Annotated in this window: 17 protein-coding genes; 10 read left to right on the top strand and 7 right to left on the bottom strand. The window is 59.5% G+C overall.

Annotation, left to right across the window (positions count from 1 at the left end; translation table 11 throughout):
- Positions 1 to 235: 235 nt before the first annotated feature.
- The 6 genes from VQ575_RS11970 to VQ575_RS11945 all read left to right on the top strand — a co-directional run bounded on the left by VQ575_RS11970 (position 236) and on the right by VQ575_RS11945 (position 5,205).
- Positions 236 to 682 (top strand): hypothetical protein, encoded by a 447-nt coding sequence (locus VQ575_RS11970; RefSeq protein ID WP_039590960.1) that lies wholly within the window; start codon positions 236 to 238, stop codon positions 680 to 682.
- Position 683: 1 nt separating this feature from the next.
- On the top strand, positions 684 to 1,262 hold the full coding sequence (locus tag VQ575_RS11965; RefSeq protein WP_039590962.1) for a hypothetical protein: 579 nt from the start codon (positions 684 to 686) through the stop codon (positions 1,260 to 1,262).
- A gap of 73 nt (positions 1,263 to 1,335) precedes the next feature.
- Positions 1,336 to 2,313, top strand: coding sequence for a heme utilization protein (locus tag VQ575_RS11960; protein ID WP_198723161.1), 978 nt, complete (start codon positions 1,336 to 1,338; stop codon positions 2,311 to 2,313).
- A gap of 77 nt (positions 2,314 to 2,390) precedes the next feature.
- A complete protein-coding gene (locus VQ575_RS11955) occupies positions 2,391 to 3,071 on the top strand; it encodes a C39 family peptidase (RefSeq protein ID WP_325919738.1) in 681 nt (226 codons plus the stop codon).
- Positions 3,072 to 3,128: 57 nt separating this feature from the next.
- Positions 3,129 to 3,875, top strand: a complete 747-nt coding sequence (locus VQ575_RS11950) for a hypothetical protein (protein WP_198723159.1) — start codon at positions 3,129 to 3,131, stop codon at positions 3,873 to 3,875.
- Positions 3,876 to 3,921: 46 nt separating this feature from the next.
- Complete coding sequence (locus tag VQ575_RS11945) at positions 3,922 to 5,205, top strand: hypothetical protein (protein WP_198723158.1); 1,284 nt, start codon at positions 3,922 to 3,924, stop codon at positions 5,203 to 5,205.
- Positions 5,206 to 5,278: 73 nt separating this feature from the next.
- Here the strand turns inward: VQ575_RS11945 and VQ575_RS11940 are convergent, their stop codons facing one another.
- The gene (locus tag VQ575_RS11940; protein WP_045155882.1) at positions 5,279 to 6,604 is read right to left on the bottom strand and encodes a sigma-54 dependent transcriptional regulator; all 1,326 of its coding nucleotides are present in this window, start codon (positions 6,602 to 6,604) and stop codon (positions 5,279 to 5,281) included.
- Between the two features lie 341 nt (positions 6,605 to 6,945).
- Here VQ575_RS11940 and VQ575_RS11935 point away from each other — a divergent pair, with 341 nt between their 5' ends.
- Positions 6,946 to 7,212 carry a hypothetical protein gene (locus VQ575_RS11935; protein WP_030142711.1) on the top strand — a complete coding sequence of 89 codons (267 nt, stop codon included), beginning with the start codon at positions 6,946 to 6,948 and terminating at the stop codon, positions 7,210 to 7,212.
- Positions 7,213 to 7,341: 129 nt separating this feature from the next.
- Here VQ575_RS11935 and nhaA (VQ575_RS11930) read toward each other — a convergent pair whose 3' ends face one another.
- Positions 7,342 to 8,526, bottom strand: a complete 1,185-nt coding sequence (gene nhaA, locus VQ575_RS11930) for a Na+/H+ antiporter NhaA (protein WP_039590973.1) — start codon at positions 8,524 to 8,526, stop codon at positions 7,342 to 7,344.
- Positions 8,527 to 8,793: 267 nt separating this feature from the next.
- Here nhaA (VQ575_RS11930) and nhaA (VQ575_RS11925) point away from each other — a divergent pair, with 267 nt between their 5' ends.
- Positions 8,794 to 10,002, top strand: a complete 1,209-nt coding sequence (gene nhaA / locus VQ575_RS11925; RefSeq protein WP_039590978.1) for a Na+/H+ antiporter NhaA — start codon at positions 8,794 to 8,796, stop codon at positions 10,000 to 10,002.
- An 87-nt stretch (positions 10,003 to 10,089) separates the two neighbouring features.
- Here nhaA (VQ575_RS11925) and VQ575_RS11920 read toward each other — a convergent pair whose 3' ends face one another.
- The 3 genes from VQ575_RS11920 to gnd are packed head-to-tail and all read right to left on the bottom strand — an operon-like array spanning position 10,090 to position 13,429.
- Positions 10,090 to 10,911 carry a Cof-type HAD-IIB family hydrolase gene (locus tag VQ575_RS11920; RefSeq protein ID WP_039590979.1) on the bottom strand — a complete coding sequence of 274 codons (822 nt, stop codon included), beginning with the start codon at positions 10,909 to 10,911 and terminating at the stop codon, positions 10,090 to 10,092.
- Positions 10,908 to 12,428, bottom strand: coding sequence for a glucose-6-phosphate dehydrogenase (gene zwf / locus VQ575_RS11915; protein ID WP_039590980.1), 1,521 nt, complete (start codon positions 12,426 to 12,428; stop codon positions 10,908 to 10,910). Before zwf ends, VQ575_RS11920 begins: the two co-directional genes overlap by 4 nt.
- Positions 12,425 to 13,429, bottom strand: a complete 1,005-nt coding sequence (gene gnd / locus VQ575_RS11910) for a phosphogluconate dehydrogenase (NAD(+)-dependent, decarboxylating) (protein WP_268989505.1) — start codon at positions 13,427 to 13,429, stop codon at positions 12,425 to 12,427. The genes zwf and gnd overlap by 4 nt, the downstream gene beginning before the upstream one ends.
- 252 nt (positions 13,430 to 13,681) lie before the next feature.
- On the opposite strand from gnd, the gene VQ575_RS11905 reads away from it, so the two are divergent.
- Together VQ575_RS11905 and VQ575_RS11900 are read left to right on the top strand one after the other, a co-directional pair.
- Complete coding sequence (locus VQ575_RS11905; RefSeq protein WP_196304772.1) at positions 13,682 to 13,855, top strand: DUF6026 family protein; 174 nt, start codon at positions 13,682 to 13,684, stop codon at positions 13,853 to 13,855.
- Positions 13,856 to 14,101: 246 nt separating this feature from the next.
- Positions 14,102 to 15,841: a phosphoethanolamine transferase CptA gene (locus tag VQ575_RS11900; protein WP_325919737.1), complete on the top strand. Its 1,740-nt coding sequence runs from the start codon at positions 14,102 to 14,104 to the stop codon at positions 15,839 to 15,841.
- Between the two features lie 21 nt (positions 15,842 to 15,862).
- Here the strand turns inward: VQ575_RS11900 and VQ575_RS11895 are convergent, their stop codons facing one another.
- Both VQ575_RS11895 and zapE read right to left on the bottom strand, forming a co-directional pair.
- The gene (locus VQ575_RS11895) at positions 15,863 to 16,357 is read right to left on the bottom strand and encodes a GNAT family N-acetyltransferase (RefSeq protein ID WP_325919736.1); all 495 of its coding nucleotides are present in this window, start codon (positions 16,355 to 16,357) and stop codon (positions 15,863 to 15,865) included.
- 54 nt (positions 16,358 to 16,411) lie between these two features.
- Complete coding sequence (zapE, locus tag VQ575_RS11890; protein WP_325919735.1) at positions 16,412 to 17,533, bottom strand: cell division protein ZapE; 1,122 nt, start codon at positions 17,531 to 17,533, stop codon at positions 16,412 to 16,414.
- Positions 17,534 to 17,612 lie beyond the last annotated feature (79 nt).

Raw genomic sequence — 17,612 nt, 5'->3', positions numbered from 1 at the left:
CTGTCAAGTCATTGAAACACCTTCCCCAGACCCTGGATCCAGAGGCATACAGCGGCGGATGGCCCGTCGCCACCCGCCAGGCTTGTCTCACTTATGAAACAGGTCATGCACCGTCGACCCGCTGCGTTTTGCAACCGCTTGAAACAAAAGGTTTTTTCAAATGCGGCACAACACCTGCTCTTCCCCTTCGCAACGCTGACTAGGGCCAGCGTCCAGTGAAGAAGGAAACAATGTCATGGGGACTTTCCACGCAAGCGTAACCTGCCTGTTGATCGGCTGCGCCGCCAGCGCGACGCTCAGCCTGCCGGCCCAGGCCGAGGGCAACGGTGTCATCGTACTCAACCGCGACGTGCAACCCGTCCACATCGGTCGCAACGGCGGTAAAGACCCCTACCCGACCACCGTCAATGCCAATCCATCCGATCGGATCAACCAGGCAACCGCGAGCACTGAGCTCAGCGACGGCGAGTTCGCCGGCGTTGCCAGCGGCTCGACGATCCGCAACACCGTCACGCCCAACACCACAGGCATGCAAGGCCTCAATGTCGTGACCAACCCCAACGGCATGCCGGGCATGCGCGCCGGGCATAGCGGCGGTAGCGGCGGCGCCATCTCCGGCACCATCAACCGCTCGCTGAGTTCCGGCCTCGCCCCATTGGGCCGGTTGGCGGGAGGACAGTGAGATGAATTCGACCTGGCTCATGATCGCCCTGCTCGGCTCATCCACCGTGCTCGCCGATCCAGGCGTGGCAGTGAGCAGCCATTCGGATCTGCAGAATTCCGGCAGTCGCTATAGCGGCAATCTCAACGTCAACCAGGCGGCCGGGGACCAGATCCAGCAGACCAACACCCGCGCCATCGCCATCGGCACCGACGCCCAGGCGACCACCGTGGTGCGGCAACGCCTCGACACGCCAGCCAACCCGTCCATGAACGCCAGCGCGCGCATCGGCGGCAGCTCATTCACCAACGGCAACGGCGTGCTGGGCGTCAACCAGTCCGCTGGCGCCAACAACCAGATGGCCAATGTCATGCGAGTGGGCATCAGTGCTCAACCGCAAAGCATGGATGACAGCGCCCTTTCCCAACAGAACGTGGCGCTGGTACCGAACTCCGGAGCAACTGACACCCCAACCGGCAGTCGCCAGGTCGCCACGAGCGACCAGGCCTTCACCGGCAGCCGTGGGGTAATCCAGGTGAACCAGAGTGCCGGGGTGGGGAACCGCATGGCTAACACCCTGAGCATCCGGGTCGCTGACTGACCCGGCGCAGTAGATAAACGCAGTACATAAGAAAGTACCGACACTTAACCAACGACACGCAAGGAGAAACACCATGAAACCAACAATGGCGCTCAAACCATTGGTTTTCGCTCTCGCCGCTGTCATGGCAATGGCTGCACAGGCTGACGGAAGAGGTAACGGTCATGGCAACGGCCATGGCAACCATGGTCCCAAAGGGCCGACGCTGGAACAACTGCTCTCCATCAGCGCCGGCGCTGGGGCTACGGTGCTGGATGTGCAGAACAGCGACGGCAACGTAGTGACCAACCAGGCGACCCGAAACACCGCCGAGGCCGCTGACTCCCTCAATGGCAGCAACGGCAACATGGGCGCCAACATCGCCGCCGGCGATGGCAACCAGCAGGACAATGCCGCCGCACTGGCCACCGCTAACGATGACATGAAATTCATCTTCGGCTCGGCTCTCTCCATGTCCAGCGCCACCCAAGTCAATAACAACAACTATGTGAAAAACAACTCCACGCAAAACAACGCCTCGCTCACCAACGCGGGCAACAACGGCTCCGGCAACATCGGCGTCAACGTGACCGCCGGCAACTTCAACCAACAGAAAAACAACCTGGCCATCGCGGTGTCGAGCGGCAGGGTCGCCCAGGCCGCAGCGGCGGCAGACCAGTCTTCCACCGGCCTGGTGGTCGACAACAAAGGCGTGAAGAAGGACGAGGTCGTTACCCTCACCAGTTCCTATGAGGCTTCCGGCTCCTTCAAGGCCAAAGGCAACGGCACCGTCGAAGACGACGGCGGCTGGGGCAACAGGGGCGGCTACGGTGGTGGTCACGACGATGACAAGTTCAAGTTCTCCGCTGTGGGGACCTTCGAACTGGCCGGCAGCAACACCCAGCAAGTGTTGACTCGCGACGGTTGGAAGAACCCTGTGTACAACAACGCCACCATGAGCAACTCCATGAACGGCTTCTCCGGCAACGGCGGCGCCAACGTGTCGGCGGGCGTGGGCAACCAGCAGAGCAACTCGCTGTCCATTGCTGCCGGTCGCAACGCCAGCATGTAAAAAAGCTTCCCTGTGGCAGCGGGCCCTGCTCGCTGCTGCAGCGGCTTTTTCCCGGGTTTCCACTAGGCGTACCGATCATGCGTGCGAAAGCGCTTTGCCTGTGCCTGTGTTTTGCCTGCGCGAGCGAAGCCGCGCAAATGCCCGTTGCTGCCCTGCCTGGCGGCATGCTTGTCTACAAACCGGTGCAGAGCGTGCGCGAACGCAAGTTCAGCGACATCGTCGAACAGAAGACCGATTTCAGTTGCGGTGCCGCCGCGCTGGCCACCGTGTTACGCCAAGCCTATTGGCTTGACGTCGATGAAGAGCACGTCATCAAGGGCATGCTGGTCAACGCCGACCAGGACCTGGTCCGCACCCAGGGTTTTTCCATGCTGGACATGAAGCGCTACGTGGAAACCATCGGCATGCGCGCCCGTGGTTATCGCATACCGCCGGAGAAACTCGCCGCAGTAACGATCCCCGTCGTGGTCCTGATGGATATACGCGGCTACAAGCATTTCGTCGTGCTGCAGCGATCGGACAAGCAATGGGTCTACATCGCCGACCCGGTGCTGGGACATAAACGCTACGCCCATGACGAATTCACCAAAGGCTGGAACGGGATCATCTTCGCCATCGTCGGCCCCGGCTATGACAAGGCCAACGCCTTGCGCAGCCCACCGCAGCCGCTGACGGCACGCAACCAGCTGGACGGCTTCAACCCGGTCAAGGATGCGGAACTGATGGATTTCGGCTTCATCCAGAGCGACTTTTTCTAAGCGCCGCACAACTGCCAAGAAAAATACAGAAGGAGCAGGATGCTCCGGGAGCAACACATGAAATGCTCATACTGGCTCACGCTGGCCTGCCTGGCCACAACGACGTCGGGCCTTGCCCACGCCGGTTTCAAACCCATCGAAGTCAAGGACCAGGAGCTCGCCGAGCTTCGGGGCCGTTACGTCATGCCCGGACGAGTCATCAGCTTTGGCATCGTCATGAGCAGCACCTGGCGCAACGCCAGTGGCGACCTGATCGGCGCGTCAAGCTCAATGCAGATCCAGGCCTCCACGGTCAAACCGGAGTTTTATGTCACAACCATCAAGCAGACCGGCAACGGCAACGCCCCGGAACACGGCAGCGGCACCGTCACCGGCGGCGCCGGCCTCGGCGCAGGCCAAGGCGTGACCCAGAGCGTGCGTGCCGCAGGCGACGGCAACATCGCGTACAACGATGTCAGCATCAACGTGAAGGAAAGCAGCCAGGCCCCGGCCCTGGTCCCCTCCCAAGGCCAATTGTTGACCCAAGGCCAGACCATCAGTGGCAGCAACGCCGCCGGCAGCGTCGCGGTCACCGCGACCGGCAGCGGCGTGCAGATGGCGATCCAGGCCAATCACAATCAAGGCAGCACACTGCAACAAGTGGCCCAGGGCGGCTTGCTGCAAAACACTCGCCTGCAGGGCAACAGCAACCTGGTCAACAACATGACCCAGCTCAACGTCGTATTGAACAATAACGGCCCCAGCGCCGGGGCATTGAACAGCAACCTGACGCAACTACGCGGCCTTCGTAACCTCGGATATTGATCTACGCTGATCTCCGACCATTGGGCATATAGGGACGGCATATTTCATGTATCGATCCGTATCGTTGCGCGCTGTGATGTGTTTAAGCACGATGTTCCCGGCAACCCTGCTGCAAGCTGCACCGGACCCGGACATCGAGGCACTGAAACAAGAACTTCTAGAGCTCAGGCAACGGTACGAGGTCCAGCAAAAAGCCCTGGCGGTACTCGAACAGCGCGTCCGCCAGGTGGAGGACCAACCCGCCGCCCCGCCTCCCAAGCGCCTGGCCAAGTCCCCGGCCGACATGAAAGGCAACCAGGGCGTGGCGGGCAGCGGCTCGGCGACCGCAGGAGGCAGCGGCTACGGGCAATCCCTGGCCGACGATTCGCAGCCGGCCCAGAGCGTCTCCAACCTCTACGACGAGGCCAGCGGCTTCTTCGGCGGCGGTAAATTCAGCTTCGAAACCGGCGTGACCTACTCGCGCTACGACTCGCGGCAACTGATCCTCAACGGTTTCCTGGCCCTGGATTCGATTTTCCTCGGCAATATCAACCTCGATCGGATCAAGGCTGATACCTGGACGCTGGACCTGACGGGCCGCTACAACTTCGACAATCGCTGGCAGTTCGACCTCAACGTGCCGGTGATCTACCGCGAGTCCACCTATCAGTCCGGCGGTGCCAATGATGGGGCCTCCGGGGTGACCAGTGAAGAAACCGTCACCCGCGACCCGAACATCGGCGACGTCAATTTCGGCATTGCCTACAAATTCATGGATGAATCGGTCAGCAGCCCGGATGCGGTGGTGACCCTGCGCGTCAAGGCGCCCACCGGCAAGGATCCGTTCGGCATCAAGCTGCGCCAGTCCCAGGCCAACACCAACCTCTTCGTTCCTGAAGACTTGCCAACTGGCAACGGTGTTTGGTCGATCACGCCCGGAATTTCCCTGGTCAAGACGTTCGATCCTGCGGTGCTGTTCGGCAGCCTGTCCTACACCCACAACTTCGAAGAGTCCTTTGACGACATCAGTTCCACCGTCAATCAGGAAGTGCCTGGCAAGGTGCGGATCGGCGACAGCTTCCAGATCGGCGCGGGCATCGCCTTTGCCCTGAACGAAAAGATGAGCATGTCGTTCTCGGTCTCTGACTTGATCCAAAAGAAAAGCAAGCTCAAGCAGGACGGCGGGGATTGGGAGTCGGTTACGTCCAGCGACGCCAATGCCGGCTATTTCAACATCGGCATGACAGTTGCCGCCAGCGACAACCTCACCATCGTGCCCAACCTGTCCATCGGACTGACCGACGATGCGCCGGATTTCACCTTCAGCCTGAAATTCCCTTACTACTTCTGAGGAAGGCTGCCCCCGCAATGTATCCACTGTGGGAGCGGGCCTGCTCGCTCCCCCTTGGTTATCGGGACGCTATTCAGCGAATCTGATGCTTGTGCAGCAGTCGATAGAAGGTAGGCCGCGACACGCCCAGCACACGGGCCGCCACGCTCAGGTTGTCGCTGTGGCGATTGAGCACATCGCTCAATGCCTGGCGCTCGGCGCGGGTTTTGTACTCTTCCAGGGTGGCCATCGGTGCGGCGACGCCCTGATGGCTGGCAAGACCCAGGTCCCGGGCTTCGATCTGCCGCCCTTCCGCCAACACCAGGCCACGACGAACGCGGTTGGCCAGCTCGCGCACGTTGCCGGGCCAGTCGTGCATGCCCATTGCCACCAGGGCGTCCTCGCTGAAGCTGCGCGGGCGCCGGCCGGTTTCGTGGCTGTAAAAGTGGGAAAAATGGCTCGCCAGCATCGACAAATCACCGTGGCGTTCGCGCAACGGCGCCATCACGACTTGCAGGACATTCAAGCGATAGTAGAGGTCTTCTCGGAAACGCCGTTGCTCGATGGCCGCCTCCAAATCCACATGAGTCGCCGCCAACACCCTGACATCGACGGCAATCGGCTGGCTCCCGCCGACCCGCTCGATGTGTTTTTCCTGGAGGAAACGCAGCAGGTTGGCCTGCAACTCCAGTGGCAAATCGCCAATTTCATCGAGGAACAGCGTGCCGCCGTGGGCGGCTTCGATCCGTCCGATCTTGCGTTGATGGGCACCGGTGAATGCGCCCTTCTCATGGCCGAACAATTCGGACTGGATCAGATGCTCCGGAATAGCGCCGCAATTGATAGCAATGAACGGCTTGTTGCTCCGATGCGACTGGCGATGCAGGGTGCGCGCCACCAATTCCTTGCCCGTACCGCTCTCGCCACGAATCAGCACGGGCGACTCGGCCGGCGCCAGCTTGCTCAGTAACTTGCGCAGCTCGCGAATCGGCTTGCTGTCGCCCAGCAATTCATGTTCCGGCTGATTGATGTGGACCGAACCCTGCCCCCGCAATCGCGCCATGCCGAACGCGCGACCCAACGTCACCTGGACCCGGGACACATCGAACGGCAGGGTATGGAAGTCAAAGAACCATTCGCAGACAAAGTCCCCGACGTTCTGCAGGCGCAGCACTTCCTGGCTGAGCACGGCGATCCACTCAGTCCCGCTGCGGCTGATCAGCTCCTTGACCGCTTCCGGCCGCTCCAGATGAAACGGCTGCAAACGCAGGAGACCCACATCGCAACTCCGATCGCCGGCATGTTCGAGGGAACAGCTGTCGACATCCCAGCCAATGGCGCGCAGCCCCGGCATGAGGCGATGGCAATCATCGCACGGGTCAACCACGAGAAGGCGACGCAACGCACTGGCTTCGATCATGACTGATCCTTGGCGCCAAAATAAGGAAATATGATTAGAAACAGGCGTTTGGCGAACCTGCATGTAACAGTAGCAAGAAGTTGACACTTGCTTGTATCGATTAGTTATTGGCGCAATCAGGAACTGGTTATAAGAGAGGCGTTTCGTTAGTTGGCGCTTATCGAATCTTTCAGCACCCTTTCAAACAAAAGCCGAAAAGGCGGGTCTGAAAGAAAATCGAAATTTATTCAAAGATTGTGTGACCCGGCCCCGGGTTCGGGACATCAGTACAAGTAACCAGCCGCACGGTATGCCCAACCGACGGCACATCATTTGATTGGGCACCCTTGAGAGATAACGCCATGAACGCCCCGCTCCGTATCAACGAAGCTCTTTTGATTGCCGACCGCGCATTCCGTCCTTTCCAATGCGTGGCCTGGGCCCCACAAGACGGTAACGGTGAACTGAGCCTGACCGTCATCGACCGCACCAACACCCATATCGGTCGCACCCAGATCCCAAGCAGTGCCTACACTGATCCCGCTCAATTGGCCGACCTGTTGAAACAGGCCCGTGCCGAACTGAGCCAGGAAGGCTACAAACTTCAATCCTGGTCGATGCCTGAATAAAACCCTGCGAACAAGATATTTGAATTGTTCGGTTGCAGTCCAAGCAAGAGGCCAATTTCAACGTACTGAAAGCTGACAGCAGTTCATGTCGGCTTAAGCGTTGAATATTGGCCTTTTGATTGTATCGATCTATCTGCGCCGCTGAATCACGCCAAATCGCAGGACGGCCATGCCCATCAGGGCCGACAGAATGGAGCCTGACAAGACACCGACCTTGACTTCATCCATGAGTCGCTGAGATTCGGGAAATGCCAGATTTCCAATGAACAGACTCATCGTGAAGCCGACTCCGCACAGTAACGACACCCCATAGATCTGACGCCACGTAGTTCCGGCTGGGGCTTGAGTCAGCCCTGTCTTGATCGCTATCAGCGCGAAAGTGAAAACGCCGGCCTGCTTTCCAAACAATAATCCCAAGGCGATTCCCAACGGTACCGGCCCCAACAGGTGATCTACTGTGACATCACTTAGGGATACACCCGAGTTGGCGAAGCCGAAGATCGGCAAGATGATGAAGGCCACCCAGGGGGACAAGCTGCGTTCAAGTCTTTGCAAAGGAGAGTCGTCCCCCTCTGCGTCCTTGTTCAAGGGAATGCAGAATGCAACCACGACCGCGGCGAGCGTCGCATGGATGCCGGACTTCAAGACCAACCCCCATAACAATGTTCCGAGTATCAGATAAGGCAGCAACCGCGTCACCCCGGCCTTATTCATGAGCACCAACAAGGCGATCACGGCGGCCGAAGCAAGCAGCATGGAGACATCCAGGCCGGCGGTATAGAAGAGCGCAATAATGGCTACCGCCCCGAGATCATCGATGATGGCCAAGGCGGATAAAAATATCTTCAGCGAGGTCGGCACTCTGCCGCTTAACAAGGACAGCACACCCAGTGCAAACGCGATGTCCGTGGCGGTCGGAATCGCCCACCCTACCAACGTCTCGGAAGAACCTCGATTAATGCAGACGAATAGGATCGCCGGTACGATCATTCCCCCAAGGGCCGCGAGGCCAGGCAGCGCCCTCTGGCTCCATCCACAAAGCTGCCCTATCAAGGCTTCGCGCTTGATTCCCAGGCCTACCATGAGAAAGAAGACTGACATCAGCGCATCGTTTACCCAATGCTCCATGGACATTCCAAGGAAAGAAGCCTCAAGCCCCCTCTCATAACTTGAATAGAGGGGACTATTGGCAACGATCAATGCTGCAAGTGCCGAGAGCATCAGCACGATGCCACCAGCAGGCTCCCAACTCATAAAGCGAATCAGCAGCGCAGGTGCGCGCAGGTTGGCATCCCGAGTTAACCCATTTCCCATCCACCCCTCCGAAGCTCTCTACCGATGCACAACGCTTCATGGAATCCATTTTCCCAACGGCGACGTGCCTGTGACCGGCCACCTTTAAGCGTCTGAGTCCCCCAAACAACAAACAGTTTCTCCACGCTTGGAAATGAATGCACGATAGCGCTGGACCTTGCGATACACAGGTTGTGTAGAATGGCAGCGAGGGTGTCACCGCAAAAACGCGGCAGGACAGGTTTAATCAAGCGAAGGTCGGGCCGCCAGCGCGGAGTAGTCGTGCCTATGAGTGCAGAACCGTCGCGCCTGAATAAAACCGACAAGAATCGTGAGTCAGCGTCCGCCCGGGCTTTTCTGTCCAGATTTTTCGCCGCAGAATCAGCAGGAGGCCTGGTGTTGATGGGCGCTGCTTTGGCTGCCCTCGTGGTTGCGAACTCGCCATTGTCAGCCGACTACTTTTCTTTGCTGAAAATCCATTTCCTGGGGCTTTCAGTCGAGCACTGGATCAATGACGGCCTCATGGCAGTGTTCTTTTTGCTGGTGGGCCTTGAGATCAAGCGTGAAATGCTGATGGGTCAGCTTTCAAGCTGGGGCCAGCGCTCCCTTCCCGGATTCGCCGCGCTTGGCGGGATGTTGTTCCCTGCCTTGATCTACCTCATGGTCAATTGGGGCAGTGCAGAAACGATGAGTGGATGGGCCATTCCGGCAGCCACCGACATCGCGTTTGCTTTAGGCGTGTTATCGCTGCTGGGCAAGCGTGCCCCTCTTTCCTTGAAGGTCTTCCTTTCGGCGCTCGCGATCCTCGATGACCTTGGAGCCGTCCTTATCATCGCGCTGTTTTATACCAGCGATCTATCCATCACCATGTTACTGGCTTCGCTGGGAGCAACTGTCTTGCTGGTTGCGCTCAATCGGTGCGGCGTCCGGAGACTGTTCCCCTATCTGCTTGTCGGTGCCCTGCTGTGGTTCTTCATGCTTAAGTCCGGCATCCATGCGACGCTGGCCGGCGTCATTCTTGCCTTCTTCATTCCGTTGGGTAACCCCGTGGAGGAACGCAAGTCACCGCTGCTCTATCTCGAAGAGAAAATGCACCGCTGGGTAGCTTTCGCAATCGTGCCCATCTTTGGTTTCGCCAATGCCGGCGTCTCGCTCGCCGGAATCACGCCGCACAACCTGATCGACCCGGTTCCGCTAGGTGTAGCGCTGGGGCTGCTGCTCGGCAAGCAACTCGGGGTGTTCGGCCTGGCAACGCTGGTCATCCGTTGTGGCTTGGCCAGGCTTCCTGAGGGGGCCAGCTGGATTCAGCTTTATGGGGTTGCGCTGCTATGCGGGATCGGATTTACCATGAGTCTGTTCATCGGTGCCCTAGCCTTCCCAGGCGCCCCCCACTTGGTGGACGAAGTTAAAGTGGGAGTGCTCTTGGGCTCCACTCTGGCAGCCATTCTGGGGATCATCGTCCTGATGGCAGCGAACGCTCGAAAGTCGCGGACCTGAACCGCAATAGCAGCACCTGGATGCGCCCTGCCAAGGGCGCATCCAATGCCATTGCGCAATACCAGGCCCGAGGGGAGCCGTCGGGGTTCATCGCGGCAGGATGTATCGCTCGATCGCCAACGCCGCGCCGTCCTCGGTGCTCGCTGCGGTGACAACATCGGCCTGGCGCTTGATCGCTTCTTCGGCCTGCCCCATCGCGATCGACAGCCCCGCGCGGTGAAACATCGCCGGATCGTTGCCTCCATCCCCCATGGCGGCGGTCTGCTCCAACGGCACGCCGAGGAATTCAGCCAAGGTCGACAGCGCCTCCCCTTTGTTGGCCTTCATTGCCGTCACGTCCAGGTAGATCGGCTGCGACCGCGACACTTGGGCCTGGCCCTTGAGCAGCGGGTGCAGGCGCGCCTCCAGTTCGACCAGCAGATCGGTATTGGCGCTGGTCGCAACGATTTTATCGATGCGCTCCAGATAGGGTTCGAAACTGTCCACTTCGACAGGCGGATAACCCAGGCCACGGGTTTCCACCGGCACCATCGGCCCGTTGGCGTCGCGTACCAGCCAATCACCGTCGGCAAATACCCAAACCTCGATGCCCGGCTGATCGGCGTACAGCGCAAGCGTCGTCAGCGCCGCCTCGGGTGGCAGGTAATGAACGGCCAAAAAACTGCCGTCCGGATGCACCAGCGTACCGCCATTAAATGCGGCGGTCGGCAGGTCGACGCCCAATGCCTCGATCTGCTGCAACATCGCCCGTGGCGGCCGCCCGGTGGCGAGGCTGAACAACACGCCGGCCTCACGCAACGAGCGGACGGCGGCGACAGTGCGCTGGTTGAGGCTGTGATCAGGCAGCAACAAAGTACCGTCCATGTCACTGAGCAAGAAGCGAATGGGAGGTTTCAGTTGATTGCTCATCCGAGGCCATGCCAGACGCGACCGTCGCGAGTCAGTAAAGCGTCGGCGGCCGCAGGGCCATCCTCACCGGCCTTGTACGGCTGCACCGTTGCGTCCTCTCGCCACGCGTCAAGGAATGGCTGCACCGCGCGCCAGCCGTTCTCTATATTGTCGGCGCGCTGGAACAACGTCTGGTCGCCCGTCAGGCAATCGTAGATCAAGGTCTCGTAACCCGTAGACGGCTGCATTTCGAAGAAATCCTTGTAGGCAAAACCCAGTTCGATATTCGCCATGTCGAGGGCCGGGCCGGGCCGCTTGGCCAGCAGGTCGAACCACATGCCTTCGTTGGGCTGAATCTGGATTCTGAGGTGCGTAGGTTGCAATTCGTCGACCTCAGTGTCGCGAAACTGCGCGTAGGGCGCTGGCTTGAAGCAGATGACGATTTCCGTGTCGCGCACGCTCATGCGCTTGCCGGTGCGCAAATAGAATGGCACGCCGACCCAGCGCCAGTTATCGATCATGACCTTCAGGGCGACATAGGTTTCAGTGTCGCTGTCGGCCGCGACGTTGGTCTCCTCGCGGTAACCCTTCACCGCGTTGCCGCCCACTTCCCCGGTCGTGTATTGGCCACGGACCGAATTGGCGCGCGCCTGCTCCACCGACCAGGGGCGGATCGCCCCCACCACCTTGGCCTTCTCGCCACGCACCGCGTCGGCACCAAAGGCGGCGGGCGGCTCCATGGCAACCATCGCCAATAGTTGGAAAAGGTGGTTGGGCACCATGTCCCGCAGGGCGCCGGTATGTTCATAGAAACTGCCACGGGTTTCGACGCCAACGGTCTCGGCGGCGGTGATCTGCACGTGGTCGATGTAGTGATTGTTCCAGAACGCCTCGAACAGGCTGTTGGAGAAACGGCTGACGAGAATGTTCTGGACCGTCTCCTTGCCCAGGTAATGGTCGATCCGATAGATCTGTTTCTCGCTCATGACCTTGAGCAGACAGGCGTTGAGTGCCTCGGCGGTTTGCAGGTCGGAGCCGAACGGCTTTTCGATCACCACACGCCGGAAAGCATCATCCTGTTCGTGAAGCAGCCCGGCTGCGCCGAGGCGGCGGACCACTTCACTGAAAAAACGTGGCGCGGTCGCCAGGTAGAAGACCGCGTTGCCAGTGCCGCTGGCGGCGATTTTCGCCGCCAGCGCTTCGTAGGTGCTGTCGTCGAGGAAGTCACCCTGGACGTAACTGATGCCTTGGGCCAGCCTGGCCCATAGCGCCGGATCGAGCGCCCGTTCGGGATCGCCGCCCTTGCTCGCCGCTTCGTTACGAATGAAATCCTCGAGCTTCTTCGCAAAATCCACATCGCTGATAGCGTTGTGGTCGACACCGATGATCTGCAGGCCATCCCCCAACAGCCCGTCACGACTGAGGTGGTAAAGCGCCGGCATGAGCAAGCGCTTGACCAGGTCTCCATGTGCACCGAACAGGAACAGCGTGGTCGGTGGCGCAGGTTCTGCCTTGGATTTCCTGCCGATCGAGGTCATTTTTTCGGTGTCTCCACGTGGCCGCCGAAGCCGAAGCGCATGGCCGAGAGCATCTTGTCGCCATAGGTGGCCTGCTGGCGGGAGCGGAAGCGGGCGAACAGCGAACTGGACAACACCGGTACCGGCACCGCTTGCTCGATGGCCGCCTCGATGGTCCAGCGCCCTTCCCCGCTATCGGCCACTTCGCCGGAGAAGCCATCGAGCTTCGGATCGCTGGCCAACGCATCGGCGGTCAAATCCAGCAACCAGGATGAAACCACGCTACCGCGGCGCCAGACTTCGGCGATATCGGCCAGGTTCAAGTCGAATCGCTGCTCAGGCGGCAGGCTTTCGCTGGATTTGGTCTTGAGGATATCGAAGCCCTCGGCGAAGGCCTGCATCATTCCGTATTCGATACCGTTGTGGATCATCTTGACGAAATGGCCGGACCCGGCCGGGCCCGCGTGGATGTAGCCACGTTCGGCACGATCGTCGTCGGACTTGCGATCACGGGTGCGTGGGATATCGCCCATGCCCGGCGCCAGGCTTTCGAACAGTGGGTCCAGGCGTCGGACTACATCGGCCTCGCCACCGATCATCATGCAGTACCCGCGCTCGAGCCCCCAGACGCCGCCGGAGGTGCCGACGTCGATGTAGCTCAGGCCTTTTTCCGACAGCGCCTGGGCACGTCGGATGTCGTCCTTGTAGTACGTGTTGCCGCCATCGATGATGACGTCCCCTGGCTCGAGCAATTCGCCGAGCACATTGATCGTGTCTTCCGTGGGTGCGCCGGCTGGCAGCATGACCCAGACCGCCCGAGGTTTCTGCAGCCCGGCGACCAGCGCCGGCAGGTCCGCGACGCCCGTTGCGCCTTCCTGGCTCAGGTTTTCGACAAAAGCGGCATTGCGGTCATATACGACGGTGGTGTGCCCATTGAGCATCAGGCGCCGCGCAATATTGCCGCCCATGCGGCCCAGTCCAATGATCCCGAGTTGCATGTGCTGATGCTCCCTACTACAAATAAAGGTGTGTCAAAGGTTTAGCTCAAGGTGACTTGTGGAGGTTAGTCCAGAGCATTGCTGCATAGTTTCCGGGTAAATCGCCCGATCACAAAGGATAACGTTCAAAAACCAGCCAAAGACACGGCGACCATGAAAAATAAAAAAGTTCCATTCACGAGCAAAAGTATTCAGAATCGGCGCCGATAAAGAGGTGTCGACCAAAAAAACTGGCGACATCTCTCTAGTTGATGTACGCCATTTGCGAGGTGAGCAATGGGCCCAGTCGTTACCGCACGTCCTCCCCAAACCCTTTACGTGACCATTCGTCGCGACGAATTACGCCTTCTGAAAGAAGAGCGTGATCTGCTGCTTGATGAAGTGACGCAGTTGCGCTTGCAGTTGCAACATGCACAGCTTCCTTACCAGAGCCAGGCCTTGGCTCGCTGATCCTGTCCTAGGACAGTGCCTCTGAAGTGACACTGGCGAAGCCGGTGTCACTCTCAATACACGCCCTTCTCATAAAGTCAGCCCGGCAGCCTGAAGCCCAGCGACTAACCAATTTGTAACCAAAAAACTCACGAAATTTTCAACCCCCCCTTCGCAATAATCCAGCCATCACAAATAGTTACGGCAAAGATCTGCGGGCACCAATCCGGTGCGGACAGTCTCGCCGGCGGAAGGCTGGAGCGCTTGATGAGTGTGTTCAAACGCAGCAAAACGACTGCACCGGGTTTCGACTGGGCCGGGCTCGGGTGGCTATTTCTTTTCTTCTGGTATTTTTCAGGGATCACTCAGCTACTGATTCTGGCGAGTGGCACCTCTGGCTTCACCGGATTCCGCCAAGCCTTCGTAATGAGCGCGCTATGGTTGGCCCCCCTTTTGCTGTTCCCTGCCCGTACCCGTCTCCTCGCCGCGAGCATCGGCGTCGTGCTCTGGGCTTGCTCCATCGCCAGCCTGGGGTACTTCTTCATTTACCATCAGGAATTCTCACAAAGCGTCATCTTCATCATGTTCGAGTCGAACGTAGCCGAAGCTAGCGAATACATGACTCAGTACTTTACATGGTGGATGGTGCCCGCCTTCGTGGCGCATACCTTGGCAGCCTATTTCCTTTGGACGCGCCTTCGGCCGCTACACCTGCCCCGCAGGCAGGCCTGGATGGCGGCGATGGCGATAGTGATCGCCGTGGTCGGCTATCCGTTGACCAAGCAGACCCTGCGCACCGAAAGCCTGGCGCTCGGCGTGGGGGAGTTTGAAAATCGCATCGAGCCCGCTGTGCCATGGCAAATGCTCGTGGCGTACCATCATTACAGCCAACAGCTGAAAAACATGCAGGGCATGCTCCACAAGACCAGCAAGATTGCTCCACTGCGCAACCTTGAAGACGCGCAGGCCGGTCAGCCTGCGACGTTGGTACTGGTCATCGGCGAATCGACCGACCGTCAGCGGATGAGCCTCTACGGTTATCCGAGGGAAACGACACCGGAACTGGACAAACTCAAGGGCCAACTCTCGGTTTTTGACAACGTCATCACCCCGCGCCCCTATACCATTGAAGCGCTGCAGCAAGTGTTGACGTTCGCAGACGAAGAAAACCCCGACCTGTACCTCAGCACACCGTCGCTCGTGAGCATGATGAAACAGGCCGGCTACAAAACGTTCTGGATCACCAACCAGCAGACCATGACCAAGCGCAACACCATGCTCACGACCTTCTCCCAACAGGCCGACGAGCAGGTCTACCTGAACAACAACCGCAACCAGAATGCCAAGCAGTACGATGGCGACGTGATCGAGCCGTTCAACAAGGCCTTGGCCGATACCGCGCCGCGCAAGCTGATCGTTGTGCACCTGCTCGGTACGCACATGAGTTATCAGTACCGCTATCCGCCGAGTTTCAACAAATTCACCGACCGCCAGGGCGTGCCCGCCGGAGTGCGCGACGATCAGGTACCCACCTACAACAGCTACGACAATGCGGTGCTGTACAACGACTTCGTGGTGTCCAGCCTGATCAAGGTCTACGCACGCACCGACCCCAACGGTTTCCTGCTGTACCTGTCGGACCACGGCGAAGACGTATTCGACTCACCGGGTCATGCAACCTTGGGCCGCAACGAGGCCAAGCCGACCGCACCGATGTACACCATCCCGTTCATGGCCTGGGCCTCGCCCAAATGGCGCGAAACCCATGATTGGAATTTCACCGGCGACCTTTCACGGCCCTACAGCAGCGCCCACCTGATCCATACCTGGGCGGACATGGCGGGCTTGAGCTTCGATGAACTGGACCGGAGCAAAAGCCTGGTCAGCGACTCATTCACGGTGCGACCACTGTTGATCGGCAACCCCTATCAAAACCAACGTAACGCGTTGATCGATTTCAGCCTCATGGAGCCCAAGGGCCCGGCGCGCCAGGTCGTGCAAAAGTAGCCGAAAGGACCTCGCCCGCCGCTACAGGGGCTTGGTCCAGAACAACATGCGGCCGTGGGCCGGGTCGAACATGCCGGCGGCAAAACCGAACTTGGCATAGCTGGCCTGGGCCACGGCATTGCCTTCCAGCACTTCCAGGGTGATCTTGCAGCACCCGCGCTGGCGGGCAATGTCTTCGACCTTCTGCAGCATTTTCTGGCTCAAGCCCAGACCGCGAAACGCCGGCATCACCGCAACGTCATGGACGTTTACCAACGGGCGGCAGGCAAAGGTCGAAAAACCCTCGAAGCAATTGATCAACCCCGCCGGTTCGCCGTTGACGAACGCCAGCACACTGAAGGCATGCGCACGCTTGGCCAGCTCTTCGGGCAGATGCGCGAGCACCTCGGCCGGTAGCGAATGACCGCCGCCCATTGGATCCTCGGCATAGCCATTGAGCACATGGCAGATCGCTTCGGCATGGATCGGGTTGCTGTAGCTGGCTTGCAGTACAAGGATTTCCTTGGCTTCTTCCATGATTTTCCATCTCATTTCAATAAGGCCAGCGGCTTGGCCACCGGCAGGGTCCGGTCAGGCAAGCTGGCCGAAACGTTGCATTTGCATTTCCTGGAGTCGACTGAGCGTACGGCGAAACGGGAACTGCAGATAGCCCTCCGTGTACAACTGGTCCATTGGCACTTGGGCTGAAAGATACAGCGGCACCTTGCGGTCATAACATTCATCGACCAGCGCAATGAACCGGCGAACGCCGTCGTCGTGTATCGACAGCTGCGGCAACTCTCGGTCGCCGGCCTCGACCCGCTCGACCCCGTCCTCGGTGCCGCGGGCAATCCGCCCTTCCCGTTGCTCGGCGCTCAGGCATGGGACATCGCTGAGGAGGATGGCGTTGAAACGGTCACACAACACCATGAAATCCACGGCCGAGAACGGTTGCTCGCAAAGGTCCGGGTAACGACTCCAGAGCACCTTGTCGCAAGCCTTGAGCGGAATGACCTGACGATGGCCGACTTCGATCGGTTGACTGCTGGGCGTCTGCCCGGTACTCAATCGCGCGAATACTTGCGCCAATGGATCCGGCTCGGCCGGGGCGCGCACCCAATAACGCTGCTGCACCGCTCCCGGGTGCTGTCGGTGATCCTGCCAGCCATTGACGGGTACAACCTGCATGTACTGCTTGATGGCCGTGATGGTCGGCACGAATCGGTCTCGGTTATGGCCGTTGGCATAGAGCTCATCCGGCGGCAGGTTGGAGGTGCTGACCACGACCATGCCCAACTCGAACATCACTTGGAAGAGGCGGCCAAGGATGATCGCATCGCCAATGTCAGTGACGAACAGCTCGTCGAAACACAGCACCCGCACTTCTCGACTCAATTCCCGGGCCAGCGCCTGCAACGGGTCCGGTGTACCGGTGAGCTGGAACGAGCGCTGGTGCACCCAGGCCATGAAGTGGTGGAAGTGTTGGCGACGAGCCGGAACCTCGAGGCTTTCGTAGAAGCGATCCATGAGCCAGGTCTTGCCGCGCCCAACCGGGCCCCAGAGATAGACGCCCTTGATCGACTTTCGACCCTCCTGCAATGCCTTGTGACATTGCTCCAGCGCCATGATTGCCAGTTCCTGGGCTTCGTCCTGGACAAAACCATGGTGCTCGATGGCATGCTGCCAAGCGCTCAAGGGGGATTTGAAAGTCATACGGCCCGGGTCCGGAAGGCGAAGGTGGGGAGTATGCCATGCAGCGCAATCGGATGCGTTTCACCGCGATCGGATTTCC

Origin of the sequence: Pseudomonas frederiksbergensis, from assembly GCF_035751725.1 — a bacterium.
Lineage (GTDB): Bacteria > Pseudomonadota > Gammaproteobacteria > Pseudomonadales > Pseudomonadaceae > Aquipseudomonas > Aquipseudomonas frederiksbergensis_A.
This window is presented reverse-complemented; position numbering and strand designations above follow the sequence as displayed.